Genomic DNA, 26,752 nt, shown 5'->3' on the forward strand with positions numbered 1-26,752 from the left:
ACCTCGTCCAAGAACCGAACCCCAAGCCGTCTCACACACGCTATTGACGCGGGAAGGACACTGAGGAACACATTATTTTGGACAGCAGTGGGACATTCTACTTTTCATTGCGCGTCCGTGGGCGCCCACGGGGATGGACACTGGCCTCCAGCCCCAGCCGCCGCGCCGTCCGCTATACCCAGGCCGTACTCCCAAACGGCGTCCCGCGGTTCACACTGTGCCGGAGCGCCGCCACCTCCGCGTCCGTCATCGGTGCATTCACCCAGTTCACCCAGTCCGTCGGTTCCGGCACGGGCACCGCCTGCAGCCACGCCTCCTTGCCTCTCCGTCCCCGCAGACTGGACCACAGCCAATCCTCTGCCTGTGCGACCAGCCCAGCCCGCAACGGATTGCGCTCGATGTACCGCAGGACTGTCAGGAGATGCTCATCCTGTTGGATGGGAAAGGCCGAAGCGGCCCTGCCAGACATGGCCGCTCAAGTGATAGTGCCGATGATAGCGTCGCACCTGTGCCGTCAGGAGCCATTGCATGAAGCGGCTGAGATCACCATCACCCCGGGGCCAGAGCACCAGGTGAAAATGATTCGGCATCAGGCAATAGGCCAGCACCCGCATCCGCACGCGGTCTACCGCCTCCGCGAGCAGGTCGCGAAACGCCGCATAGTCCTCGGCTTTCCGAAACACCTCCGCGCGGGCGTTCCCACGATTGATCACGTGGTAGCAGAGACCACCTGCCGAGGCGCGGGCAGCGCGCGGCATGCCAGCAGACTCGCAGCGGACGCAGGCTGGTCCACAGAAAAGTTGAATGTCCCATTTTTATGATCATGAGCCAACGGCTCATGAGAACTCTTCTTACCTTGTCAAGGCGATGACGCCAAAAGATTGGCCTAATCAGACTTGGTTGATCACCTTCGGGAGACCCAGACGCCGGCGTTGCCGAAGCCCACGATGTCGGCCCGCCCATCACCGGTGGTGTCGGCCAGGAACCGCGGATGTTGGTCGACTCGCCAGCCTCCGGCGTCATAGCCAAAGGTGGTGATCACCAGGCCTGGTGCCTCGAAAGTGCCGTCTCCCAGTGATCGGGCGATCCAGACGCCGGCATTACCGAAGCCCACGATGTCAGCCCGGCCATCACCGGTGGTATCGGCCAGGAACCGCGGATGTTGGTCGACCCGCCAGCCTCCGGCGTCATAGCCAAAGCCGGCGACCGCCAGCTGCGGGGCCGCGAAGGTACCGTCGGCCTGGGCGCGGGACACCCAGACCCCGGCGTTGCCGAAGCCGACGATGTCGGCCCGCCCATCGCCGGTGGTGTCGGCCAGGAACCGCGGATGTTGGCCGACCCGCCAGCCTCCGGCGTCATAGCCAAAGTTGGCGACCACCAGCTGCGGGGCCGCGAAGGTACCGTCGGCCTGGGCGCGGGACACCCAGACCCCGGCGTTGCCGAAGCCGACGATGTCGGCCCGCCCATCGCCGGTGATGTCGGCCAGGAACCGCGGATGTTGGTCGACCCGCCAGCCTCCAGCGTCATAGCCAAAGCCGGCGACCACCAGCTGCGGGGCCGCGAAGGTACCGTCGGCCTGGGCGCGGGACACCCAGACGCCGGCGTTGCCGAAGCCGACGATGTCGGCCCGCCCATCGCCGGTGGTGTCGGCCAGGAACCGCGGATGTTGGTCGACCCGCCAGCCTCCGGCGTCATAGCCAAAGTTGGCGACCACCAGCTGTGGCGTCTCGAAGCGGCCATCTGTCTGGGCGCGGGATACCCAGACCCCGGCGTTGCCGAAGCCGACGATGTCGGCCCGCCCATCGCCGGTGGTGTCGGCCAGGAACCGCGGATGTTGGCCGACCCGCCAGCCTCCGGCGTCATAACCGAAGTTGCGGACTACCAGTTGCGGGGCCCAACCGAGGTGGCTAGGCGTGTACCCACAGAGGCTGAAGGTGTTGCCCTTCATGAGGCAGTCGACACCGGTGCCGGCAGCACAGTTCGCGCAGTTGCCGTTGACGATGCCGAAGCGTCCCCAGCCACCGCCACAATTGCACCCGCTGCTCGCATACTCGTCGGGGCAACCGAAGATGTGTCCGGTCTCGTGGGCAAACACTCGGTCGATGTTGTCGGGACCCCAACCATTGTTGTTGTAGTCCATAACAAGTCGCGGTCCGCCGATGCTCGCGTAAGCGAAATGCCCGAGCGGGTATTTCGTAAAAAAGGCGCAGTAGGTCCAGCGCGTGCCGAATCGGCTCCGAATATCTTCGATGTAGGACAGCACACCGTCCCAGTCCGCGCTGAAGCCGATTGCTCCCATCGCGGGGTTCCGCCAGTGGGCCTCCAGGTCGGGCGCCGCGGGATCTGCCGGTGTAGCCAGGTTCACATTCTGTATATCGTACGAGAAACTGATTCCAACGATTGGATTCGTCGTCGCGAACCAGCCGAGGCCGTTCTGAACCTCGGCGATGACTTTCGTGAGCTCGGCATCCGAGAACTTCAAGACGGCCGTTGGGCCCTGGACGATGATGATGCCGACTGCAACGGTCCCCTCAAGGTACGCGCTCGTCGGCCCAGCCGACCGCGCGCCGACTCCCCGTGCTCTGGCCCGCGGGGTAGGCATCACCGTGGTACAGGTAGGCATATCCCATTGCTCACCGGCTCGTGGTCGGTCGCGCGTGGCGTTGCTGTAGGCTTGCGATTCTCGCAGCCGCAGAGCGGCAAGCCCCAATTGCTCAACCTCGTTGAGACCATCCGGCCTGAGATCAGTCACACTAGGCGCACGTTCGGCCGTTGCCTTATCGGGCACAGCCAGGATGCTTACCCGGCCATAGCGATGGATGGTACGTCCCGGTACTTGTCGGCTCAGTGCTGCAGCCGACGGCTGCGGTGCTCCTTCGAACACAGCCCGTTCTGCTATGTTAAGGTCACCTGCCATTGAACACCTCCCTACCGTTACGAACGTTGAAGCTTGCTGCGGGTCGAAGCCTCCTATCAGCGACGGTTGACGGGTGGATCTGGTGGGAGAAAGTTCGGTGCATCCCATGAGAGGCCCTCACCGGGCCTGGTCTTGGCTTGCCGTCGTGCTTCCCAGGCGGAGACGAACAAACGCTCCGACGGCGTGAAATCCTGTGGGAGTTCAGCCAAAGTGCCATCGATCACGCTGAGCACGCCCTCGATCTGGGCAGCACGTGCCATGGTGTCCGGGGCAACTTGGACTAGGGCCAGCCGAGGCGCGAGCACCTGGGTGACATGACCGATGGCTCGCAGGTGCGCGAGCGCTCGGTCGGCTAAACGTGGTTCAAGTACAACGAGGAATTCACGTCGGGGGTCCGGCATTGCTTGGGTACCTCCCTGGGCAGGAGCCGCGAAGGCGATCAGCGAGGAGGAGAAGACCGGTAGCATGGATCCAACGAAAACGGACGCTTGTAGCAATGAACTGATGAGTATCATTGCAAGCTTCTTTTCGCTGAGTCCGATTAATAGGACGAGGCATCCCCTGTCTACGCTTTTATCTTCCACCATGTCAAGGTGAGAAAGCTTTCATCCGGGCACTGTCAACTTATTGAGAGCGGATAATCGGGATCAGTTCTTGTCCTTGCACCGCGTGAAGGCCTCCACTTGCCCGGTGTCAGGGTGCGGCTCTGGACCGTACTGTGCTTCTTCGAGATCCACAACGGTGAATGAAAATAACGATCTTGTACTGTGCATCATTTTATTTCTGGGCATTTACGACTGATTGTCGAATAGCGCAAGCCGACAACACGCCCGATGTCGGACAGGCTGTAGCCAAGTTCCAGGAGCAGGGCAGATGACGGCATTACGTCGCACGCGGTCAGCACAAGGACTGACGCCGAATAGGGGGTTCGGTGTCGGTCAGGGCGCCTCAACAGTGGCTCATACGATAATGTCACTTGAGACTGGTGACAGCAGGTGAGAAAAGACGACATGTGGAATCGGCGACTTATGGTTCGCTCAGCAAGACACCAAGCAGCGCGTGGTCATCACTCTTACGGTTTCCCCCACAAGGCTTCCAACCGCTGAGATCGGCCGCAGCTGAACTTGTAATACTTATACCGGAGCGGGTTTTCCTTGTAGTAATCCTGGTGATAGTCCTCGGCTGGGTAGAAGGTTGAGGCCTTGACCAGCTGCGTGACGATCGGGGCAGGAAGCCGCTTGGACTGTTCAATTGCCCGCTTTGAGGCTTCCGAGAGCTGCCTTTCTTCCTCAGTCGTATAGAACACCACCGACCGATATTGATTGCCATGATCGCAGAATTGCGCGTTCGGCGTGACGGGATCGACATTGCGCCAAAAGGCATCCAACAATTTCTGATAGGTGACCTTGGTTGGATCATACGTCACTTCGATGGACTCCGCGTGGCCCGTTTGTCCGGCCGAAACCTGTTCATAGGTGGGATTGGCAACGGTTCCGCCCATGTAACCGGACACCACCGCAAGGACTCCATCCACTTTTTCAAAGGCCTCTTCCATGCACCAGAAGCAACCTCCAGCAAAGTAGGCCTTGGCGGTAGTCGATGCGCCCTGAACTCCGCTTGAGAGTCCGCCCGTGAGAGCCGCACAAGTCACGAGACCGACCGCCATGAGTATCTGATGTCGAAGAGTCGCCATGTTCGTATCCTCCTTACCGGTAGTCATCGGAGCGGCTCGATTCTTACATCTTACTACGAGGCTCGTTGAGAGGTGGACCTGTGTACCACTCATGTGAAGCGAGGCGAGCCGGACCGGCATGTGAGTCTCTCACCCGTCAGACCGGAAGGTACCTGTCCAGATCTTGTTCTGCACGTTTCGCCCGTCGTTGCGGCCCATCCATGAGCTTCATGATCAGCTCAATGGCTGCTTCCGGCGAGACTGCGGTGTGGACCAATCGCTTGTCCAGTTTTCGAAAGAAAGCCACGTCGGCAGGGGAAGCTGCGACCAGAATGACCGGCTTGCCCGCTTTGACCGCCAGAGCCACCTCCGACACAGTGCCCGATCCGCTCAATCCACACACCACCACGACATGGCTGGTCAGGACATTGATGTTGTTACGGCCACTGCCCATTTCCGTGATGATCGGCACATCCACATGGCGAGACACCTTATCCTTGGCCGTCGGCAAGACGCCGATGGTCAAACTTCCGCCCACCCGCTTGGCCCCTTCGCAAGCCGCGTCCATGACGCCCACGTCACGACCGCCGGTCAAAACGACCCAGCCACGCCGTGCAATGAATTCTCCGAGGACTCGAGCATTGTCGAGATCCCTTTTCGAGGCCTTGGCCGGGCCCATCACACCAACCACGAATCGCATCACTCCCTCCTACGGTCCGTTTCCTCTCCTTTTAAAACCGGGAGGCCGTGAGGTGCACCTCTGCATGCTCCCATGCCTGTTGCCATTCCTTTTCCACGTCGTTCGCTTCACGGCTTTTCTGCTGAGCACGGAGGCTCTGCATGAGTCCAAACTGGGCCCAGCCGTTGCGTGGATTCTTCGCCAGGTCCGCTCGGTAGACTGCTTCCGTCTTGCCGGGTTTACCGGCCTTCAGCAAGACGGCGCCGAGATAGTGGCGAATCGGAATCGGCCAGAATGGAGGTTCGTTGTACGGGAGCTCGTCCTCCAGCTTGACGGCATCAGCGAACGAGGTGATGGCCTCATCGTATCTATGGCGGTGCATCGCGAGCTCACCGGCCAACAGTCGTTCCGCGATCTTGAGCAGAGCCCGTTCGGTTTTCTCCTCCGGAGTCCGATCCGGTCCGAAGCGGTTAGCGATACCTGTCAGCACCATGTGCTCGCCCTCAGCCCCGGGCAAGCGACCTGACACCGAGAGAGCCATTCCCCTTCCCAGTCGCCAGATCCCCTGTTGCAGGCGTAGCGGCTTGGGAGAAGGCGGTTCGCGCAGCAGTTCGTCCCACTGTCCGAACCTGATCATGGACCACAAAGGAGTGGGAAGGTACCATTCCTTCCATTTATCCCTCCGCGCTTCGGCTTCGGTGATCGTTCCCGTCAGTTGACGCGCCACCTTCAAGGCCTCAGTTTTTCGTCCCTCTATCGCTAGGGAAGCCCAAAGGAAATGTAGATTGTGGGTGTAGTAACCGTCGGCATAGTCGCCGGTCAACTTTCGGCCGGCCAAATAGTTGCGATCCACGTCCACGGCATGCCTATTCCGTTCAGCTGCCTCATGGTATCGACCCAGTCTCATGTAGATGTGGGCCGGCATATGGACCAAGTGACCGGCACCCGGCATGAGCCCGGGCAATCGTTCGGCACAGGCCAGGGCTCGGTCCGGGGCCCGGGAAGCTTCCACGCTATGGATGTAGTAGTGGCAGGCTCCGGGATGATCCGGAAAGCGGGACAGAAGCGACTCCAATGTGGACACGAGCTCCTCGGTGCCGGGCTTTGGCCGACCAGCTGCAGTCCATAGATCCCACGGGCGCAGGTCCATCAAAGCCTCAGCGAACAACACGCCGGCATCCGGATCGCTTGGAAACTGCCGCCAGACTACACGCATGGCATCCGCATAGGCTTTATCGAGAGCCGGTCGTGCATGTGCGTTGACATTGTATCGCTTGCCGATCGCATCGATATAGGCCTGCTCGGCTGGACTCGCCTGGGCACGATGAGCGCGAGCCTTTTGTACGGCATCCCACGCTCGTCGTTCGGCTACCTTATCCATCGCTGCGTTGATGTTCGGACCCGACGCGAGTGCCACACCCCAATAGGCCATCGCTGCGGAGGGATCGAGACGAGCGGCTTCCTCGAAGGCCCTGATAGCTTCTTCATGGTTGAAGGCGTACACGAGCCGTAAGCCTTGATCAAAGTATTGTTGCGCTTCGGTGGAGCTCGTCGTGATGGGATGATGAAGGGTGCCGAGATCGTCAAAAAGGGGTACCCGAGAGGCCTGGCGTTCAGCTGCCGCCGCCAGATCAATCGCCAACAGCCCGAGCCACGACACAGCCCACAATAAGAGGCGAAAGATGCTCATTGACGGCTTTTTAGCAGACGTGCCCCACGCCTGGCTAGAGGACAGGTGTGCCTGTTGAGGGGATCGCTGTCGCGCGGGTCAGTTGGATTCGCTCTTTTTTACTCGCGAAGTGCTCAGAAGCTTCCGGAGCCGATGGTCAACCCTGACCAGATCAGGCACAGCTTACAGATTGAGCGACGAGCGTTCACTTGTCTGAGGAGAAAACCGATGTTCAGCTTCCTCAGGAGGATTCGGCATCTCGATTTCAGTCGGTTTCTTCCGACCGATACGGCTTCGCTTGATGGAGGCGGCCGCCGTGCCGGTTGAGGTCGTCGAAAATGTACCGGCTTCCAGCTCTTCACCGAGATGAACGAGGACCTGTTGCTGAGAGCTGACCAAGGAGGTGAGCTCCTGAATGTGTGAAGTAAGCCGAGCAATCTCATCCTGTTGCCCGACCAGACAGGCCCGGAGTTCAGCGACCTCTTCCGACTGAACAAGAGTTGGTGCCTGGGCCGGCTTTTGCAAGATCGTGACCGTTGCTTCCGGTGGATGATCTGCTGCCTGAACTCGATTTCCGTTCCGCTGGACGTCATCTTGGCGGATCGCCGTGTGTTCCATCGTTCGGTCTGGTAGCGCAAGCGGTTTACGGATCCGCGAAGAAGCCTCGTCCTCATACCGTGTCACGTACGCGAAGAGCTCAACTACCTTGCGCCAGCAAACAGCTCCCGCATCGAGCAGTAGTTGGCCATAGGGAGCGGGCACCGGACGAGCTTCATCGATCTGCTTCTGCGATGGAATTCGATGAATGAGGTTGATCGGTTCTTTGTTGAATCGTGGGGCCATGTGGCGGATCCTCTCCCATTCGGACCTAGTGTGATGTTACCAATGTACCTACTCCTTCACGGATGCAGGAGTCAACCCTTTTGTTCTGCAAGAGACGAAATATGTTCGGAGTCCTTAGAGAATTCTAGAATCGCGTCACGCTCGAGAAATGAAACTGCGGGAGGGCCACGGCTGGAACCAGCATCTTTCCGGTTTCCGAAGTGACCGCCTCCATGGGCGCGGTCCAAGCGGTAAGGTGTCGAAATGCCTGGAGCGGACTTTCATGAAACCTGAAATTTCTTACGGCTGAGACGATTTCCCCCTTCTCGACAAGGAATGTCCCATCTCGTGTCATACCGGTCAGCGTGAGATCACGAGGATTCACGGGGCGGATGTACCAGAAATTCGTCACCAGAATCGCGCGTTCCGCACCTTTGATCAGATCCTGAATCGAATGCGCCTGGGGCCCCTCGACCGACAAGGCGGGAGCCTCGAGTGTCGGAATGGTTATCACTCCATGGACCTTCGCCGTAAAGCGGTCGTAAGCCAGTTGTTTGAGGGTTCCATGGTCGATCCACTCTGAAGCCGTACTGGGCAAACCTTCATGTGTAAATCCCTCTCCAAGCAGGTCGGCATGATCCGCAAGGTTCCGGAGAGTCAACCGCTCGTCCACGATCGCTTGTCCCAGCTTGCCGGCGAAAGGACTTGTCCCCTTCATGTAAGACTTGGCATCCAGTGACCAAATCAGCCACGCCCAGAGGCCGGCCACGGCAGCCGGTTCAAGGATGACGGGATAACGTCCCGGCGGGAGCTCGTACGCATCACGACCTCGCTTGGATTTGGCAATGGCCGCCAATGTCCGCTCTTGAATCCTCAAGTGATCGATCGACCGATGAGCAGCCGCGCTCCAACCGGTGGCATCACCGGCTTGGACTGTCAGGCTGAACCGGGCGTCTGCTCGACGTTCGTAACCGAACAGTCCGTTGTCGGCGGCAATCCCTACTGCCGTCGCCGACGACGAGACGACGCCGGCCGCCATGATGTTCTCCATCCGGCAGTGCCCGATCGCTTCATTGGCATACTCCAGCCTTTTGGCCGGACCTGCCGCCATGGTTTCCGGTTTCGCCGTCTCTCGAACAGGGAACCAGCTCGGATCGGGAGGCGGAAGGTATTCGGGATCAACCGGTGAGATCCGAGCAATCCGTTCGGCACGAGCCAAGGTGTCCTGAATCGCCCCGGCGGTAAAATCAGTCGTGCCGGCGGTCCCATGTCGACCCCCGAAGGCGACCGTCACGGCCAGAGAGCCCCGTCTCGCATCGACATTTTGAATGACTTGATTATTGGCGAATCTCGTCGTTCCCGCATGGTGATCGCGAAGACGGACGATCGTATGATCAGCGGATGAGCGGGTCATGACCAGCTCGCTCAGAAAACGAAACTCGTCCGAGCTGGTCATCTTCGGCCAGGTGCCGTTCAGTACGGTCATGAGCTTCCTTCTCCGCGGATCACCTGCATCTGGCGAAATCTCGCAGGAGAGGCGGCATGGGTCATCCAACCGGACTGGCCCGGCTGCCCCTTCCCACAGGTGATGAATCCGTACCGTTGTCGAAAAGAGCGGTCAGACACTCCGTCGCAGCTGTTCCAGAATTCCGGCGTGATCCCATGGTAGATGACGTCACGCAACATATGCGTTCGCCTGCCGTTTTCAATCAGCCAGAAGGCGTCACCGCCGAACTGAAAGTTGTAGCGGCGTTGATCAATGCTGTAGGATCCATGGCCTTCGATATAGATGCCGCGTTTCACGTCGGCAATGAGCTGATCACGCGTAGCCTCGCCGGGCTCAAGTCCGATATTGGCAATCCGCACGATCGGAATATTCGCCCATCCGTCGGCCCGATTCGAGCCGCATGAACGAGACTCGCCTATTTTCGGTGCCACTTCCCGGTTTGTACAGTAACCGACGAAGATTCCGTGGCGAACGATGTCCCATTGCTGGCACATCACTCCATCGTCATCGTAGCCGGTCGCGGCCAGCGTTTCCGGTTCGGTGTTATCGGCGACTAAGTTCACATGTCGTGAGCCATAGCGAAAGTTGCCGCGCTTCTCCATCGTCAAGAAGCTGGTACCGGCATAATTGGCCTCGTACCCGAGCGCACGGTCGAGTTCACTCGGATGGCCGCAGGATTCATGGATGGTCAAGGACAGATGCTCCGGGTCGAGCACCAGATCGTACTGGCCGGCGTCGACCGCCGGCGCCTTGACCTTTTCGACCGCCTGATCGGCAACACGTGAAGCCTCCCGTAGGAAGTCGGCTTCTTCAATCAGTTCATAGCCTTTCCTGAGATGGGGAGTATTGAAGCTGCGCGATGCAAACTGGCCGCCGTGCAGAGCAGTCGCCGTGCACTCGCCTTGCCCGGCCAACAGATCGAACTCCAGGTGTGTTCCCTCACTGGAAACAAACAACTTTCTGTCCCGACGCGCCCACAGGCTGGCGCTGCTCCTCGCGATACCAGACTGCAAGTGCAACACTTCCATGGTGTTGAGCAACAAGTCGGTCTTCTTCTCCAACGGCACGCTGAATGGATCGAGGCGATACGGCGTGACGACGCGATCCCGATGGACCGGCTCCGGCGCTAAGCGTACTCGCTCGATGGCCACCGAGGCGGAACTTTTGGCAATCTCGATGGCGAGGTCCGCCACCCGGGGAACCTCTTCAAGCGACAAAACCGAACTCGCCGCGAACCCCCAGGCTCCGTGATAGAGTACGCGCACACCGAAGCCAATATCCCGAGTATCCCGAATCGAAGCGATTCGACGATCCTCACCTTGGATGTGTTCCGTGCTACTGTCCTGAACGCGGATATCGCCATACTCGGCGCCTGAAGACGCAATGCGTTTCAGCGCAAGCTCGGCGAATTCGTCCCAAGCTGGAGTGCTCATGCAATCGATTCTCAGGTGTACGAAGAATGGGTCAGTATAACAGGTGGTGAGCAAAACGGTGAGCATATCGGATCGAATGAACGGGACCAGCATTGCTGTCGATGGACACTGGTGATGAATTCAGCCTCAGTAACGTGATAGAACGCACCAGAGGATTCGATGGGCAGCCTGGCTTAGCGATATACATAGAACAAGGCCTGACCCTAATTGGGATCTCGGTTTGGGATTGGGATCATATGAACAATGGGTATGGCTCATATTATGGCTACGGATATCCCTATGCATGCGGATACCGTGCGTACTACGGGTATCGTTATTTTGGTAGAATCGCCAGGGCGACAAGGCCCTTGGCCCGCTGTCAGAGCCGAAGGGCCGAATCCTGACGAGTCGACGATGTTCGCATCAACGAAGAAAGCCGTGATCGTCTAATCGAGAGGAAGAGGGCTGACAGAAAGTTTCGAAGCATCATAATCACTGTAGTAGGGAGGGACTGCAATGAAGGTTCAACATATCATGCTGGTGTCGGTCTTGTTGGTATTCTTGTTGACTGCATGTCAGCGCGTGCACCTGAAAGGAGATGAGATAGTCCACAGCGGCGAGGGCAATCAATCGGGTATGATCAGCGCCGCCGGCCAGCAGGGATCATCGAACGTCGAGGACCAGAGCGGGAGAACCAAGCGAGCCAATGGACAAGGCTTACGCCATCCGGACCCGTACCGTAAATAAGGACCAAGGTAGGAGAACCAGGCGAGCCAACTAAGCGTAATGAAGTCGTGTCTTCCTTCGAAGAGATACGACAATGGTGACGAGGAAAACGGAGAGCGTATCGAGATCGCATAAACGGAATAGAGCCAGGAGACTGTAGCGATGAGTTCAGCCTCTTGGCCTCAGCGGTGAAACATCTCAGCGAGTCGAGGCGCCTCAAGGTCACACCGCAACAGTGACCCCATAAGTAGCTTTGGAATATCCGGCGGTCCGGATGGAATCTCCCTGTCGATGGCCGTGAACATCTGAGCCGCGAGCGCGCCGGCCCCCGTAATCTCGAGCAACCGACCACCACCACTTCCGTAGCGAAAGCCATGCACAGTTCCTCCGGGAACGTGAACGAGAGTCCCAACGTTGCAGTTGTAGGCTTTCCCCTCGAATAGGAAGTGAACTTCGCCTTTCAGGGCGTAGAACGCTTTGTCCCAATCGTGGCTATGCGGCGGTGGACCTGTTCCTTCCTGGGCCTGCTGTAAGGTGATCCCGTAGCTTTGCGTCGCCGCGTTGGACGCCAACACAGTCACCTGTGTTCCGACCACATTCAACGCAGGCTCATGCTGATCTGGTCTCAAGACAAAGGGTTGAACGCTCATGATTTCACTGCCTCCTACAAAGATGGCGATTACTTCCTTTACCACCTAATGACCAAGGTAACCGGGCGGCAGCCACAAACCTTTGATTTATGAAAACGCTCCGCCCCGCCGCTCCGGTTGACCGTCTTGTTAGGTCGCGCGCATCATTTCGCCCTGAATTTATATGGACCAGCTTTCCATGGACCACGGGCGCGCGATAGTCGACCAGTCACCCATGACTGAAATCGGGCCACTGGCGCCCGTGACACGCAGTTCAATTGGGCGCCGAGCGTACGAGGCGCGCGAGTGCCCATGCGGTTTTGCCACCTTCCAACGCCTCCTCTTCAATACCGTCCGCCCTCAGCCACTGGCGGATCTCCCTAAGGACGACGTCCTGGTATTGTCCGCGCTTCGAGACCTCGATGACGCTCTCCTCGCCCACCGTCCAGCGTTCGATCGCGACGCCCTCGGGTACCTCCCACTTGACGGACGCGATTGGGCCCCAAGCGCTGAGCTTGTCCCACGGGAGCAGTGGCCACGCGGACTCAACCAATAGCTGCTGGTGCTTGTTGAAGAACTCTAGGGCCCGCTTCTCTTCCGCCACCACGGCCCGGAAGAGATTCTCCTCAAGGTGCTCCTCCGTGACTGACCACGCCGGCACACCGTCGCTGAGACTTGCATCAACCTCGGCCTTGAAACCTGGCAGTTGCTCCCATGCATCGCGCACGGGAACGAAGGGGGAAACCCAGCGCCGCCACTTGGCGGTCGATTCTGCCTTCTTCTTCTTCCGGTTCACACGGGCACGGAGCACAACCTCCTGCTGTTTGAGCGACAACTCCGGTGTCTCGAAGAACCAGACTTCCCGCTTCTTGTCGTCGATGTTCTCTGGAATGCGCTCCTTGATCTTCGCCCAATGCTCGTCGGAAATCAGTACCTTCACTTCAACGTCCACGGCCCCACCTTCAGGTTGATGTTCTGCATCGTTATGCGTTCTCAATGCCGCATGGGTTTGACGGAACCAGACTGGCCCGCCACATCCTCAGACATATCACTAAGGGGTTCACGTTCTTGCGCGCCGATGGTTCTGCTTTTCTGATGCTCAGGAACATTGTCATAGTCAACATCGGGTTTTCGGAGCAGTAGCCTAACGCTCAGGCTGACCCGGGGGCGCCTCGTCCGTCGGGTCGAGCCTGTTGTTAGCCGAGGCACCGCGCCGCTTGTGGTGCGTCCCCTGCATGGCGTTGTTAGGCAGAAAACTTGTCAAGATCGATTTCCTCTCCGGCCTTCGAGAAGAGGTTGTCCAGTTCCCGGAGAAACCATTTGTACTCTCTATCACGATTGGCCCGGAGAACCAGCTTCGGCTTCTGTTCGTTCTGAATCTGGTAGGGATAAAATTTGATGTACAAAACCCCACACGACTCGTTAGGATCCATCGCGTGCGCGCCGTAAGCGAGTGGATATCGTGTTGTGCGTATCTGCAGTTGCTCCTTATGCTGGGTGCCCGCCTGTCCTTTTCCTCCAAGAACCTCGCGAATCTCGCGAAGCGAGTCAACGCTCGCTTTGATCTCAGCGCTCTTCAACATGAGACCGCTGTCGATCACCTCACGACTAGATTTGCGAAGAACGGCGTGTTCGATGACCGACGGATCTGGGTCAGCGAGCAATACTCTCAGCTTAACCTGATTTCTGAGCCTATCTTTCCACGCATCTGTGTTGGATCTGAGTGTGTTCTCAAGTGAGACACCCACTAACCAGACCTCTTTTGCGTTCGCGAGATGCTGATCGTAGTCGTTCCGCGGAAATTCGGACACGAAAAGGCTACGCCATGGCTCAACTGCAGTATCGCCAGCACGGGTAAGGACGGCATCGAGGTCAGGCCATCTCTCCACAAAAGTTTCCTTCAGAAGGTCGTCATTTTGCTTGTCCGAACGTACGTCGTTTACGCTTTGTATTAACTTGAAGCTGCCTTCGCGATCGGCACTGACTGACTGAAATTGCCGAAGTGGCTCTGGCAACTCGTCGTGGCCTAGGCCGAACAGCAAATAGGGAATGACGCGAGAGGTTTTCCCCACTGCCTTCGATATCGCGCCCGCCTCGAAGAGAATCCAAGGCTTCTCGAGCGTTTCTTCAGCAATGCATAGAATCGCGAAATCCGTAGCGTGGAGCTGGCTTGCCAAAACTTCTGCCCATCGTTCGCCTGCATGAATATCCTTTTCCGAAACCCAGCAATCCAGGTCTTTAAACCAGTGCCCGAGCCAGTCACGCAAGCCCACAGCGACTTGAAGACTCCGCTCGCCCGACCAACTCGGAAACACCTTCATCACAACCAACCTCTTCATTGAAGCTTACCTTCGAGGTCCGTGGCGCGCGTTAGCGCGTCCGCTGCACCGCCGTGTTGGACTGCACTGCTGACAGCAGAGCAGAGAGGTCATTGGGAGTCTGGACAGGAGGTGATGGAAATACGGCTTTGAACACCAACTCATATAGCTTAACGAGCATTTCATTGATCTGCTCCGTCCTCCTGATCGTTGGGGTAGCGATAGCTCGGCGTGACCTCATAACCTGCCGACTTGAGTGAGATCCAATCTTGTTCCGTACAGTACGATACTGCGCGCTCATCGTTCTGATCTTCGATAATAATTCTTGAGCCTGAGATTTTCTGAGACCTTTCTTCATTGCATCGATCTCCGAATCGAAGCCCAGATTCTTGTGTCCATTCTGCACTGCCGGGTCGGTAAGCTTGCACAGCAATGCGCAGTAGGAAAGACGATAGGTATACACCATGTCATTAGCCAAGAACGGAAAGCGTTTCTTGAAGTCTGTTGCATGATCCAGAGTCGTCGCAATATGCCATGCATCCACCATATCGTAAATTTGGTCTGCAATCAGGTGCGGCTCAGGTTTCATTTATGCAGTCCAACGTAGCAGTGTTAACCCGCGAAAGCCCGAGCGGAGCGAGGGTTTCGTTGGCGTTCAACACAAAGTTGGGCAGCCCCAACACTTACTAGGATTGCCGAGCTCGGACAATGGCCGTTTGTCGGACGATCAAATCGCACAGGGCAGCAGGAACGCGGGCATAGTCTTTTCGATCGTGCCGGAGGCGGTCGGCTTCGGGTTTGAAAGCGTCGTCAAGCGTACACGCAGCACTTTGAGCGTACCCGCCCGTGAAGGCAACGGGCAGCAAAGGAATACCAGCGCGTTGAGCGAATTCAGCCTCTTGGCGTGCACGACCATCCTGCTTACCCCCCACCAGCACCGTGACGTCCGGTACTCGTCCGATCGATTCGAGAAACAGAGCGCGTGGTCCCCGGAAGGTTCGCAACGAGCCGAGAACGATGACAGGATTCGGTCTGATGGAACCATCGTCGCGATAGGTAGCTGCGGCCTCTGCTGCGGATTCGACGATATCTGCGTCCGTGGAAAGTTCCTGAGCTTGCTCGGCTAAGAGTGAACCTGCAAAGTCGTCCAGCAGCTCACTCCGGCCGAAGACACACTGCAAGCGGGCTCCAGTCATCGCGTGAGCGAGTAGGGCCATAAATCTTCGGTTGAACGCGGCTTGTTTGTTCTCCAGGCCGCTATTGGTTCCGATCAACCAAACGCACGGTCTATCGTCCGTCTCAGCAAGTGAGCTCGGAACGCGCAGTCGGGCAGCGGCGATCATTGTACGCAATTCGTTAGCGAGTTTCTTGCAATCTGCACGCAGAGGCGTGGAGGACAGTGTCTGAATTTCCGACAGGAGACGCTCTACGTCTTGCCTATCCGCCAGGTCGACGCTCTGTTTAGACTCGTAGATATGAGGAAGCTGCGCTTTCGAGAAGCCAGAGTGACAGAGTGGGATTACTTTCTTACGTGCCATGACTCCGTAGCCAGCCTCGATGTTTACCCAGGGCCGACCGACAGAGCGCGCCGAGAGGAGAACAAGGATTGCTTGAGCGTTTTCAAGTGCCTCCCGAATCTTCTCTAGCCAATCTGCTCCAAGGGGAACGCGGTGTTTGGCTACGAATACCTGAAAGGAATCCCCAAACGCGAGCTTAAGCGTCGCAGATAGCGCGGCTGCTAGTGGCTCCTCTTCATCGGAATGGGAAATAAACAATGCCATGTGCAATGCGTTTTCGGCGAGGAAGGTTTGGTCTGCCCAACTATGTTTAGACCGATCCGTATAAGAACCGGATCTGCTCATTGCTTTCCGTATAACACACCGCTACGGTTCAGGAACAATAAGCCATAACCATTGCCGTTTCAATGAGTTACGGCCGCGAGACTATTCATTACAGGTTCTTATGCGGATCGGCATAACACCTGTTCTTGAAGAAGGTCACATCCCGTTCAGCGAACTGCGGACACCCGCCAGTCTTCGATTGTTTCGTGCTGAGCCACGCTATTAGGGGAATAGGAAATCCCCATAGGTGGCAAGCCAACGAAACGACGGGCCGTGAGAACTTCTTTTGAACACAGCGCGCGGGATTAGCGGGCCGTTGTGTATCGGGTGTGAATCAGGACTCGAAAGCGCTGCGAGGGCCGGAAAGGATACGGAGCTTACCGATGCACCGCTTCAAAGCGGGTGACAAAGACCTGATGTGAAGCCGGCGTTCTACTTCGGCAGGGTCGGCAGATTCTAGAAACTGCTCAACCGCTTCTTTCAAATTCGCGGTAGCGGATTCAACTGTGTCCCCTTGGCTGGCTACGTCGAGTTCAGGGCAGAGCGCGACATATCCCGTCCCTTCTTTCTCTACGATCGCCGTATAGCTTCTGGATGCCACGACTTCAACCTACTTCCTTAGCAGGATCTATGGAGGCCTCATCATAGATAGTCAGTATAGATAGTCAATCGCCCACCATCAACCGAGATCACACCAGGTTGCCGATACGGGACTCATCGACGAGGATTCCGGCATCGCCGTAGACCAGCCCTTCGTGAACTTTTCCATATCCTCCTAAATGCTGGTCCCTGTGCGGGTGGCTTCCACAAACTGCTCGCTGGATTCGTCGAGCGCACGGCTGCGACGCCCCTTCGGAGGAAGAATATAGAGCAGTTTCGAATCGATGGTTTTATTTTCATGATGTGGCGGCGGGAGCGCCATCTCGTACGACACCGGACGTTGGTGATCGGCGATTTGGAGTTTCGGGTTGTAGACGCTGTTGAACTTCCAGAGCATCTTGATGAAATTCGTTTGCCCCCGCATGAGATGCCCTGCCGCAATCTTGGCCGTCCCCTTGAGCGCGGTCCAGCCAAGGTGTTTCTTGTTGAGCACCTGCTGCGTCTTGACCAGCTCCTCGTAAAACTCCGGTAGCGGCATCTTCGTCGGCATCACGGCATGTTGGATGTCGAAGAGGCGATAATCCCTCGTGTGAAACTTGCGCGATTCGGTGTGCCAGCTTTCGGTGCCGGGATACGGGGTATTGACGCTGATGTTCACGATCTCTGGAATTTCCAAACACCATTGCCGGATCACTTCAAACCGCTTGCGGTCCCAGTCCGGGTCGGCAATCAAATTGATGGCCACGGTGATGCCGAGGGAGCGGGCAAATTCCAGTGCCTCGAAGTTCCTCCCCAGCGAGATGCGCTTCCGGTGCATCTTGAGGCCTTCTTCATCGATGGCTTCCACGCCCAAGAACATGTATTGCAGCCCGAGGGTCTTCCACAATTTGAAGACCTCTTTATTGCGCAACAGGACGTCACCGCGGGTTTCCATGTAATATTGTTTCTTGATCCCCCGCCGAGCCACCGCTTCACCGATCTCCATGCCCTGTTTGGATTGGATGAAGGCCACGTCATCCACCAGGAAGATGCCCGGTTCTTGAACCTGCTCCAGCTCCTCCACAGCTTTTTCCGTGCTGACCGTTCGGTAGCTGCGACCGTAGAATGTCCATGCGCTGCAGAACGAGCAATCCCAGGGGCAACCCCGCGCAAACTCGATCGAGGCGCAGGGATCCAACACCCCAATGAAGTATTTGTGCCGGTTTCTGAGCAAATCACGCGCCGGACGGACATCGTCAAGATTTTCGATGAACTGCGCCGGCGGGCCCTCCCCGTCGTGCGTCAGGACTCCCGGCACTTTCGTGATGGCGTTGCGGTCATGCTCCACTGCTTCCAACAGTTTGGGGGCTGCGGCTTCACCTTCGCCCTTGAGCACGCAATCGATGGCGCCGTTGCCGTGCTCCAAAAACTCTTTCGCCACGAACGAGGCGCTATGGCCCCCGACAAAGACGAATGAGTTCGGCAGTTCTTGCTTCGTCAGCTTCGCCAAATCCACGATCTCCGGAACATTCGCCAGGTAATTACAGCCGAATGCGACTGCGTCGGGCTTCCAGGTCCGGATAAGCGCCTCGTAGTCTTTCCACGTATCAGCCTGCAAGTCGATCAAACGGACATCGTGTCCCGCTTGGCGGCACGCCTGAGCCACCATCTCAAGTCCAAGAGGCTCCAGGCGAAGATAAATCTTGGTATACATGAGCGGACCGGGATGGACTGCGAGGAACTTCATTGCTCCAAACCTCCTCGTCTATAGCACGCTGGGCCGGAAGAGAACCGATTCGGAGTACGAAGGACTGACTCGGCCAGCCTGGTTAATCGTGATGTGACAATCGACGCGGAAACGGATTCTGACAGAATGGCGCTTCTGGTGCAACCCTTTAGCTTGGCGCAAGGCTATGGAAGATTGACCCGATCAGGACATCTGGCATTTGCTCGATCGCATGTTTACCATAATGCCATGTTGCCTCCCGAACGGACTTCGCGTCAGCGCATCATCGATCTTCTGACAGACGCCAGGATGACGACCGATCAACTGGCTTCAATGCTCGGTATTCCGGAACGACAGGTGGAGGAGCACTTAGCTCATGTGGTAAAAACGGTGGCTCATGACCGTTCACGACGGTTTATCCTTGAACCGTCCATCTGCTTGGATTGTGGATTTATGTTCCGCGACCGCACAAGATTGACGCGACCAAGCCGCTGCCCACAATGTCGAAGCGAAGGGATTTCTGCCCCACGCTACGGGATCGATTCTCTTGGATCAGGGGCTACTCACGCGAACACAACAGGACCACGACGGAAAGATGCCAGGAAAGGATCATTATGATAACTGCACGACTCGTACTCTGTGCCCTTTGTTTGATGCTGCTCGGCTGCTCCGACCAGAAGGCTAAGGAGCTGTTTGAGACGGCCGCCTTCGAAGAAAATCAGGGTAATCTCCCTCATGCCAAGCAGCTCTACCAAGAACTGGTGAACGTCTACCCATCCACCAAAGTGGCCGAGATCGCTCGAGCACGGCTTGCCGATCTAGACAGCAGGAAATAGCAACGCCGTTACAACGGCAATTTTGCCTCAAGAACCGGTGGGCAGATCCCGCGTTCGTCGAGGAAACCACGGGAAAAACGCATTGGTCGTCGCCTGATAGGCTTTATACTCCTCTCCCCGGCTTGATAGAGCTTGCGCCTCTGTCCGTGGAATACCCGTCAGCTTGAGCAGCGCCACCCCCATCCCGATCGGCCCGATCCAGGTAAACAGCCAGCCTGGTGCTCCCAACGTCATCACAACGTACGAGCACCAGTGCAGCCATTCGAAAAAATAATTCGGGTGGCGGGAGTAGGCCCACAGGCCTCCTCGGCAAACGCGGCCCTGATTTCTTGGATCGGCGCGGAAATGCGCGAGTTGGCGGTCCGCCCTTGCTTCACCGGCCACGGCCACCCCCCAGATCATCAAACCAATCAACTCAACCAATGCGGAGGGAGGTCGGGGATTCCACATCAGCGCCAGAAACGGGAGCGAAAAGACGGCCACGGCCAGCGCTTGCAGGAGAAAGTACGCAAGCATTTTGGCCGATTCCGACTCGCCCCATTCCTCCCGCAGGCGGCGATACCGGGCATCCTCTTCCTTGCCGATCACGCGATTGAAAAGAATGTGGAGACCCAGACGTCCCGCATAGAGCGTCACCAGCATCACGGGCAGAAGGACTCGCGCGAAACCGCCGCTTGCTTGTGTGGCATACCACAGCACGACGAGAATAAGTCCAAAGCACCATCCGACATCTCCAATCGAGGCGTTCCTGGTCTTCCGCTGGACGGCCCACAATGCCCCCATGACCACCGTCATGAATAGATACGCCGCCAGGACAAGCGGCAACGGATCCGATGCAAATATCCCGTTCTCTGATTCCATTATCTTTTATGCCTCTATGCCTCAGGACAGACTGGCTCATAGTCCCACACATCGGTACCTCGATGCACCCGATCCTTCAACCAACTCCGAAAACCAGGTAAGGGAAACGACAGGTGCGTCTGGATTTTTTCACAGTTCAGCGAAAGATCGGCAGGTCGCGACGCGCCTGTATGAGAGCGAGCGGACCCTTCCGCCAGCCGGCCTTGTAGCTCCGGATACCATGGAAGCAACGCCTGGCCAATCTCCCAGCGCGACAACCGTTCTCGACCGCCGAGGTGATACAGGCCCGGTAGGTCCTTACCGGTTAACTCCCAGATCGCACGCGCAATGGCTCCTGCCGGCAACGGACAGCGAAATTCATCGCCATAGAGCGTCACGGGCTTACCACTCTTAGCCGCGCGACACATGTCTTCAACGAAACTCCGGTCGCCGTTCTGTGAGGTTCCCGCCGTGAGGACGATTCGAACGATCGTGTGACGAGGATTCTGCAGTACAAGCTGTTCCGCTTCACACTTCGTCTTGCCGTAGAAATTGATCGGGTTCGGGGCGTCTTCTTCCCGATACCAGCCGCGCTTGCCATCGAAGACTTCGCCGCTCGACAAGAAGATGAAGGAGATGTCTTTGCACAGACGGGCCAGATGGGTCGTAGCTTCCACATTGACACGATACGCCAGCTGAGGATCTTGCTCGCAATCCTTTGTACGGCTTAATGCGGCACAATGAATGACGATATCGGGCTGGATGGATTGCCAGGTTCGCTCGACAGCGACGGAATCGGTAAGATCGAGATCAGCGCGGGTGAGGCCGTGAACCTGCCAGCCCGGCGCCCATCGAGAGGCGGACTTCACAACATATTGCCCGATCAATCCCGCCGCTCCGGTGACGATGACGCGAGGTGCCATGACAGATGGCCTAGTGCCGCGTCAATTTGCGGTACCGAATCCGATGCGGCTGATCTGCTTCCTTGCCCAAACGCTTCTTTCGATCCGCTTCGTACTCGCTGTAGTTCCCTTCGAACCAGACCACCTTGCTGTCGCCTTCAAAAGCGAGGATGTGCGTGGCGATCCGATCGAGAAACCAACGGTCGTGACTGCTGATCACGGCACAGCCGGCAAAGTTCTCAAGCCCCTCTTCGAGAGCCCGCAAAGTATTCACGTCGAGATCGTTCGTCGGCTCGTCGAGGATGATCAGATTCGCGCCTTCTTTCAGCATGCGAGCCAGGTGCACACGATTACGCTCACCGCCCGAGAGATCCTTCACCTTTTTCTGCTGATCGGTCCCGGCAAAGTTGAACCGGGCACAGTAGCCGCGCGCATTCACTTCGGTTTTGCCCAGTTTGATGGTGTCCTGCCCGTCCGAAATGATCTCGTACACGCTCTTGTTGCCGTCGAGGCTCCGATCCTGATCGACATAGCCAAGCTTGACGGTCTCGCCCACCTTGATCGCCCCGGCGTCCGGCTTTTCCTTGCCGATGATCATCTTGAACATGGTCGTCTTGCCGGCGCCGTTGGGGCCGATCACACCGACGATGCCACCCTTCGGCAGACTGAAGTTCACGCTTTCATAGAGCACATTGTCACCGAAGGCTTTGCTGATACCGTTGGCCTCGACCACCACATCGCCCAGGCGCGGCCCCGGTGGAATGTAGATTTCCAGATCCTCCGCCACTTGGTCCTGCTTCTGATTGACCAGTTCTTCATAGCGGTTCAAGCGCGCCTTGCCCTTCGACTGCCTGGCCTTCGGCGACATCCTGATCCATTCCAATTCATGTTCCAGCGTCTTCTTCCGCTTCGACTCGGCCTTCTCCTCTTTTTCCAATCGGTCCTTCTTTTGCTCCAACCAAGAGCTGTAATTGCCTTGGAACGGAATCCCGTGGCCTCGGTCCAGCTCCAAAATCCAGCCTGCGACATTGTCCAGAAAGTACCGGTCGTGGGTCACGGCAATGACCGTGCCCTTGTACTGTTGAAGATGCTGTTCAAGCCACTGAACCGATTCGGCATCGAGGTGGTTCGTCGGCTCGTCGAGCAAAAGAATATCCGGCTCTTGGATCATCAGGCGGCAGAGCGCGACCCGTCGTTTCTCACCACCTGACAGGGTCCCGACCTTTTGATCGGCGGGCGGACAGCGCAGCGCATCCATCGCGATGTCGAGTTGGTTCTCCAGTTCCCATCCATTGGCCGCTTCGATCTTCTCTTGCAGCTGCGCCTGCTTGTCGAGCAGCTTTTCCATCTCATCAGGCCCAACCTCGCCGATCTTGTTGCTGACCGCCTCGTACTCGTGCAGCAGCGCCACCAAGTCGGCCTTCCCTTCCTCGATCACTTCCTTGACCGTTTTGTTCGCATCGAGCTGGGGCTCTTGTTCAAGCAGACCGACCGTGTAGCCTTTGGATCGTGTGATCTCGCCCGTATAGTTCGGATCGACGCCTGCGATGATCTTGAGCAGCGAACTTTTGCCCGAGCCATTCAAACCCAGCACACCGATCTTTGCGCCGTAGTAGAAGCCCAGATAGATCTCCCGCAGCACCTGCTTCTTCGGGGGATAGACCTTTCCGACATTGACGAGTGAAAAAATGACCTGCTTATCGTTCGTTGCCATGAGCCCTGCCGCCCTCCTTCGTCAGAATAATCGTAATAGGGCACCATACCAGACACCTTTATCTATCACAACCGAGGGCACCGACGAACAGCGGTCACTTGCATCAGACTCTCGGAGAGAAGAGAATCATAGAATAGACTCCAGCTCGAACCGAGGATGTGCCATGACGATCGTTCGATGGGTAAAGCTTTTCGTGTTGTTCCTCGTCTTGTCAGTCATACCGGCGCCGCTGCTTTCTGCGTCGGACGTCGAACAAGAGAACATTGTGGATCAGTCCAGGATGACGTTGCGCAGCTTCCTCGCAGACTCAAACATGGGGTGGTTTCGTGACCACATCAAGGAGGCGAAGGGCATTTTTATCGTACCCCAACTGCTCAAAGGAGCCTTCTTCTTCGGCGCTGCGGGGGGAAGCGGCGTCTTCCTTGTGAAGGATGAAAAGACCGGGGAATGGAGTGAGCCGGCCTTCTACACAATGGGGGCGGGCAGTTTTGGGTTTCAATTCGGGGCCCAGGCTTCGGAAGTGGTCCTGCTCGCCATGTCGCAGCGGGGAGTTGAATCGATGCTCTCCAGCACCTTCAAGCTCGGCGGTGACGTGTCCGTTGCCGTTGGGCCGGTCGGCGCCGGCATCGAGGGCGCGACAGCCATGAACCTCAGCGCCGATCTCCTCTCGTTTGCCAGAGCCAAGGGGTTATTCGGTGGGATCTCGTTGGAAGGAGCCGTCATTGCCACCAGAGACGAATGGAATCGGGACTATTATGGCCAGGACGTCAGGCCGATCGATATCCTCGTGAAACAAACCGTGACCAATCCTCAGTCATCCATCCTGCGAGCCGCGCTGGCTCGTGCAGCGACGGGAAAATCTTCAATGGACCAGAAGACTGAACAGACTCACAGACCGTAATCAACCGTTCCTCTCAAGCGGCCATTCTTTCCCCCCATTCCCTTGTCTACGTATGAAGTTTCGGGTACCGTACGTATCCGAAGTTACTGGCTTTCACCCGACACAGACCTGTCATGCCCAGTGTCTTTCTCAGCTACTCACGCACCGACTTCCCGCTCATCGAGCAGCTTGAAGCACAACTCAAGGACCATCCTGAGATTTCCATCTGGCGTGATCAGGAGAAGATTTACGGCGGGCAGAAATGGCCGAAGGTGCTGGGTGAAGCCATTGCCGATCAGGACGTGTTTCTCCTGGCGTGGTCGAAGCATTCTGCCGCCTCGCACTTCGTCGAGCTGGAGTGGAATACCGCCATCGCGCTCAGGAAAATCATCGTGCCCTGCCTGCTAGACGATACACCGCTTGCTTCATCTCTCCGGACATTCCATGGGTATCGTCTCAATGATGCGACTGGACTCATCCAGTCCGTGCGAGGCGCGCCGCTTGCCGATGTGCAAAGACGGGAACCGGTCATTCGCAAGCTGAGTGACATCGCCGCGACAGACGAAACAACCGTACTGGCCCAGGCTAAGTCCATCTTTGCCCAGCAACAATGGACGGTTCAGGGGAACGTGTACCAGGCCGGTGGCGATATCCACATTCACAGTGAGCCTTCGACTCCAAGGGCGCCAGAGAAAACCAAACCACTCATCGAGAAATGGCAGGTCTGGATAATGCTCATCGTAGGGGCGTTGACAGCTTTATCCCTAGCCGTTGATTTTCCTGGCAAGCTCGGCATCCACATCTTCCCGAATACCGAGCGCACTGGAGGAGACGGCCAAAATCGGATGCTGGATCAAGATCTCGCGGGACAAGTAGTGGACGCCGATACGCCGAACCTTGAACCACTGGCCGATGTCCAGGTCTCCTTGCTCGGCTTTGCTCGAGAAACCACGACCGATCAGAACGGCGTCTTTCGTTTCGACAAAGTCCGCGCGGCAAGGGAAACGCCAATCAAGTTTACGCTCCGAAAGGATTGCTACGAGGTTGAGACTTACGAGGCCACGCTTGGCAATACCGGTTTACGCCCCCCGCTGAGCAAGTCTGGAGCATGCAAATGATGCGCGCCCTCCTCTTATTTCTCATTATGCTTTACCCGATGGTAGATCCCAATAGAGTTTCGGCCAAGCAATTTGAGCAGCGGCGGCTCACTGGTCAAATCTTCCAAAAAGAAAGCGGCTCAGGTACGAGACTCGTTGCCGGCGCCGCCGTATGGATTGTTGGTGTAGGAAATGTCTATACCACCGGCTCAGACGGTGAGTATCGCGTTGTTGTGCCGGATGTCTTCCAGTTCGGACAAACAATCCGGCTCCATGTCAAAAAGAGAGGCTGGGGGATAGATCAGCCGAGAGGTGGCGAATTTGATCTTCCCAAAGCTCTGATCAAGGACCTCTTCCTCTTACCAGTAAACTCTTTCGAGTTCTTATCCGACGAGCAAATCGATGAACTGCTGAAGAATTTGCTCAAGAACATGACGGCACAGGTACAATCCGGCGCTAAATCAGAAGAGATTGATCCTACCAAGCTCGTGCAGGAATACGCATCTGATCACGGTATCGATTATGCGGAGGTGCGAGTCAAAGTAGAACACAGAATTCGGCAGTACGAAGCACAAGACGATCCGCGCTGGCAATGCTTAGCGGCTGTCTATCGAAATGACCGCGGTAAAGCAATGGAACTTTGCCAGGAGGACAAGGCAAGGGAAAAAGGGAATACAGAGCTAAGAGAGCAGAGGGAGAAGGTCAAAGAATTATCCAAGGCAACTCTGAGAGGCCAACGAAGTGACGATCGAGTTCCCGAAAGCTCTCGGTCTACCACTATCTCACCGACTTTTCATGTGAGTCAGCCACGGTCGTTCTCAACCGGCATCAAACTCTCTTTGCTCGTCGAACAGTCCCGGGGGGATACCAGGATTGTGCTGACCCAACGGACTCAGACGCTATCTGAGCTGGAACAAGCGAAACGCAAGCTCGTGCAGCTGATCGAAGAAGTCGTGGGCGATTTCCGGCTGGCGGGCGATACGTACTACGTCAACTACGAATTTACCAAGGCATTAAGAGCATATCAGGAAGGGTTGCAGTATGTAGAAAAGGACGAGCTCCCCACGCTGTGGGCCGATATGCAGATACTGATTGGAAATGCAAACAACGAAATCGCCATTCGTTCCGAAGGTGCTCCAATTCATCACTATCGAAGGGCTGCCCTCGCGGCGTACCAGGAATCGCTGACTATATATACGAGGCACGAGTTTCCACAAGCATGGGCCGGCGTGCAAAACAATCTGGGGAACACGCTCAGCGAGCAGGGCATCCGCACCGGCGGCGAGGAAGGGCGCCAGTTGCTCGCCCAGGCCGTCGCCGCCTATCGCGCGGCCCTCGAGATTCGCACCAGGAAATACTTACCGGAAGGCTGGGCGCAAACTCATAACAATTTGGCAAAAGCCGCGCTGTTGCTTGAAGACTGGCCAACCGCCGCCGAGTCCTATCGCAATGTGCTCATGCTTTACCCTGATTATGAAGAGGCCTATCAGTCAGCCCACTTCGTCTATCACGAGAGGCTTTTTGACTACACATCGGCTTTTGAGGTCACGGAGCAGTGGCTGAAACGTCATCCGAATGACTTGTCTGGTCAGGCCAATTTTGCGGAAGCGCACCTGACGACGGGACACTATGGAGAAGCAGAACGTCGGCTTGCGGAGCTGCTGAAGAAGCCTGACCTCGATCCCAATGTTTCGGTTGGGCTTCGCATCGTGGATATTGTCACGGCCCTCGCCCTGAAGAAGGCCAACACCGTTCCCCAGAAACTCCAAGACCTGCACGCGTTGGTTTCAACGCAACCCGAGAGTTTTCATGCCGATTGGAGTTTTGATGGAACGACACACTTTGTCCAGACCGAACAGGCCTTTGCTCGATACCGCACTTGGCTCATGGACCTGTTCGCGATTGTACAATCCAAGGATCGCGCCGCGCTCTTGGCCGCCCTGGATCGCGTGCAAGCCAGCTTTAAACCTTGAAGCCGTAGTGGAA

Annotated in this window: 24 protein-coding genes; 5 read left to right on the top strand and 19 right to left on the bottom strand. The window is 57.0% G+C overall.

Features of this window, described 5'->3' with window-relative positions:
• Positions 1-172 precede the first annotated feature (172 nt).
• The 10 genes from P0120_17655 to P0120_17700 all read right to left on the bottom strand — a co-directional run bounded on the left by P0120_17655 (position 173) and on the right by P0120_17700 (position 10,699).
• Positions 173-469 (bottom strand): hypothetical protein, encoded by a 297-nt coding sequence (locus tag P0120_17655; GenBank protein MDF0676137.1) that lies wholly within the window; start codon positions 467-469, stop codon positions 173-175.
• Complete coding sequence (locus P0120_17660; GenBank protein ID MDF0676138.1) at positions 426-758, bottom strand: transposase; 333 nt, start codon at positions 756-758, stop codon at positions 426-428. Before P0120_17660 ends, P0120_17655 begins: the two co-directional genes overlap by 44 nt.
• Positions 759-904: 146 nt before the next feature.
• Complete coding sequence (locus P0120_17665) at positions 905-2,482, bottom strand: FG-GAP-like repeat-containing protein (GenBank protein MDF0676139.1); 1,578 nt, start codon at positions 2,480-2,482, stop codon at positions 905-907.
• 491 nt (positions 2,483-2,973) lie between these two features.
• Positions 2,974-3,318, bottom strand: coding sequence for a hypothetical protein (locus P0120_17670; protein MDF0676140.1), 345 nt, complete (start codon positions 3,316-3,318; stop codon positions 2,974-2,976).
• Between the two features lie 671 nt (positions 3,319-3,989).
• Positions 3,990-4,610 (bottom strand): peptide-methionine (S)-S-oxide reductase MsrA, encoded by a 621-nt coding sequence (msrA, locus tag P0120_17675; protein ID MDF0676141.1) that lies wholly within the window; start codon positions 4,608-4,610, stop codon positions 3,990-3,992.
• Positions 4,611-4,746: 136 nt separating this feature from the next.
• Positions 4,747-5,289, bottom strand: a complete 543-nt coding sequence (locus P0120_17680; protein MDF0676142.1) for a hypothetical protein — start codon at positions 5,287-5,289, stop codon at positions 4,747-4,749.
• 31 nt (positions 5,290-5,320) lie between these two features.
• Entirely contained in the window at positions 5,321-6,958 is a 1,638-nt protein-coding gene (locus tag P0120_17685; GenBank protein MDF0676143.1) for a hypothetical protein, read from the bottom strand.
• 162 nt (positions 6,959-7,120) lie between these two features.
• Positions 7,121-7,780, bottom strand: a complete 660-nt coding sequence (locus tag P0120_17690) for a hypothetical protein (protein MDF0676144.1) — start codon at positions 7,778-7,780, stop codon at positions 7,121-7,123.
• Between the two features lie 124 nt (positions 7,781-7,904).
• Entirely contained in the window at positions 7,905-9,245 is a 1,341-nt protein-coding gene (locus P0120_17695) for a TldD/PmbA family protein (protein MDF0676145.1), read from the bottom strand.
• Positions 9,242-10,699: a TldD/PmbA family protein gene (locus P0120_17700; GenBank protein ID MDF0676146.1), complete on the bottom strand. Its 1,458-nt coding sequence runs from the start codon at positions 10,697-10,699 to the stop codon at positions 9,242-9,244. Before P0120_17700 ends, P0120_17695 begins: the two co-directional genes overlap by 4 nt.
• Before the next feature lie 495 nt (positions 10,700-11,194).
• Here P0120_17700 and P0120_17705 point away from each other — a divergent pair, with 495 nt between their 5' ends.
• On the top strand, positions 11,195-11,425 hold the full coding sequence (locus tag P0120_17705) for a hypothetical protein (GenBank protein ID MDF0676147.1): 231 nt from the start codon (positions 11,195-11,197) through the stop codon (positions 11,423-11,425).
• Between the two features lie 161 nt (positions 11,426-11,586).
• Here the strand turns inward: P0120_17705 and P0120_17710 are convergent, their stop codons facing one another.
• The 6 genes from P0120_17710 to hpnR form a co-directional block, all read right to left on the bottom strand.
• On the bottom strand, positions 11,587-12,054 hold the full coding sequence (locus tag P0120_17710) for a cupin domain-containing protein (protein ID MDF0676148.1): 468 nt from the start codon (positions 12,052-12,054) through the stop codon (positions 11,587-11,589).
• A gap of 253 nt (positions 12,055-12,307) precedes the next feature.
• Positions 12,308-12,985 carry a hypothetical protein gene (locus P0120_17715; protein MDF0676149.1) on the bottom strand — a complete coding sequence of 226 codons (678 nt, stop codon included), beginning with the start codon at positions 12,983-12,985 and terminating at the stop codon, positions 12,308-12,310.
• Between the two features lie 292 nt (positions 12,986-13,277).
• Complete coding sequence (locus P0120_17720) at positions 13,278-14,354, bottom strand: TIR domain-containing protein (GenBank protein MDF0676150.1); 1,077 nt, start codon at positions 14,352-14,354, stop codon at positions 13,278-13,280.
• 49 nt (positions 14,355-14,403) lie between these two features.
• On the bottom strand, positions 14,404-14,940 hold the full coding sequence (locus tag P0120_17725; GenBank protein MDF0676151.1) for a hypothetical protein: 537 nt from the start codon (positions 14,938-14,940) through the stop codon (positions 14,404-14,406).
• A gap of 97 nt (positions 14,941-15,037) precedes the next feature.
• Entirely contained in the window at positions 15,038-16,132 is a 1,095-nt protein-coding gene (locus P0120_17730; GenBank protein ID MDF0676152.1) for a toll/interleukin-1 receptor domain-containing protein, read from the bottom strand.
• Between the two features lie 835 nt (positions 16,133-16,967).
• Positions 16,968-18,518: a hopanoid C-3 methylase HpnR gene (hpnR, locus tag P0120_17735; GenBank protein ID MDF0676153.1), complete on the bottom strand. Its 1,551-nt coding sequence runs from the start codon at positions 18,516-18,518 to the stop codon at positions 16,968-16,970.
• A 593-nt stretch (positions 18,519-19,111) separates the two neighbouring features.
• Here hpnR and P0120_17740 point away from each other — a divergent pair.
• Positions 19,112-19,333, top strand: coding sequence for a hypothetical protein (locus tag P0120_17740; protein MDF0676154.1), 222 nt, complete (start codon positions 19,112-19,114; stop codon positions 19,331-19,333).
• 27 nt (positions 19,334-19,360) lie between these two features.
• On the opposite strand, the gene P0120_17745 is transcribed toward P0120_17740, so the two are convergent.
• Genes P0120_17745 through ettA form a run of 3 tightly spaced genes read right to left on the bottom strand, consistent with a single transcriptional unit; the run spans position 19,361 to position 22,789 of the window.
• Positions 19,361-20,194 carry a DUF1295 domain-containing protein gene (locus P0120_17745; protein ID MDF0676155.1) on the bottom strand — a complete coding sequence of 278 codons (834 nt, stop codon included), beginning with the start codon at positions 20,192-20,194 and terminating at the stop codon, positions 19,361-19,363.
• A 14-nt stretch (positions 20,195-20,208) separates the two neighbouring features.
• Entirely contained in the window at positions 20,209-21,096 is an 888-nt protein-coding gene (locus P0120_17750) for an SDR family oxidoreductase (protein ID MDF0676156.1), read from the bottom strand.
• Positions 21,097-21,106: 10 nt separating this feature from the next.
• Entirely contained in the window at positions 21,107-22,789 is a 1,683-nt protein-coding gene (gene ettA, locus P0120_17755; GenBank protein ID MDF0676157.1) for an energy-dependent translational throttle protein EttA, read from the bottom strand.
• Between the two features lie 163 nt (positions 22,790-22,952).
• On the opposite strand from ettA, the gene P0120_17760 reads away from it, so the two are divergent.
• From P0120_17760 to P0120_17770, 3 genes are all read left to right on the top strand, one after another.
• Positions 22,953-23,690 (top strand): lipid-binding SYLF domain-containing protein, encoded by a 738-nt coding sequence (locus tag P0120_17760; GenBank protein MDF0676158.1) that lies wholly within the window; start codon positions 22,953-22,955, stop codon positions 23,688-23,690.
• Between the two features lie 113 nt (positions 23,691-23,803).
• Positions 23,804-24,787 (top strand): TIR domain-containing protein, encoded by a 984-nt coding sequence (locus P0120_17765; GenBank protein ID MDF0676159.1) that lies wholly within the window; start codon positions 23,804-23,806, stop codon positions 24,785-24,787.
• On the top strand, positions 24,784-26,739 hold the full coding sequence (locus P0120_17770) for a hypothetical protein (protein MDF0676160.1): 1,956 nt from the start codon (positions 24,784-24,786) through the stop codon (positions 26,737-26,739). The genes P0120_17765 and P0120_17770 overlap by 4 nt, the downstream gene beginning before the upstream one ends.
• The last annotated feature ends 13 nt before the right edge of the window (positions 26,740-26,752 follow it).

The organism is Nitrospira sp. (assembly GCA_029194675.1).
Taxonomy (GTDB): Bacteria; Nitrospirota; Nitrospiria; order Nitrospirales; family Nitrospiraceae; genus Nitrospira_D.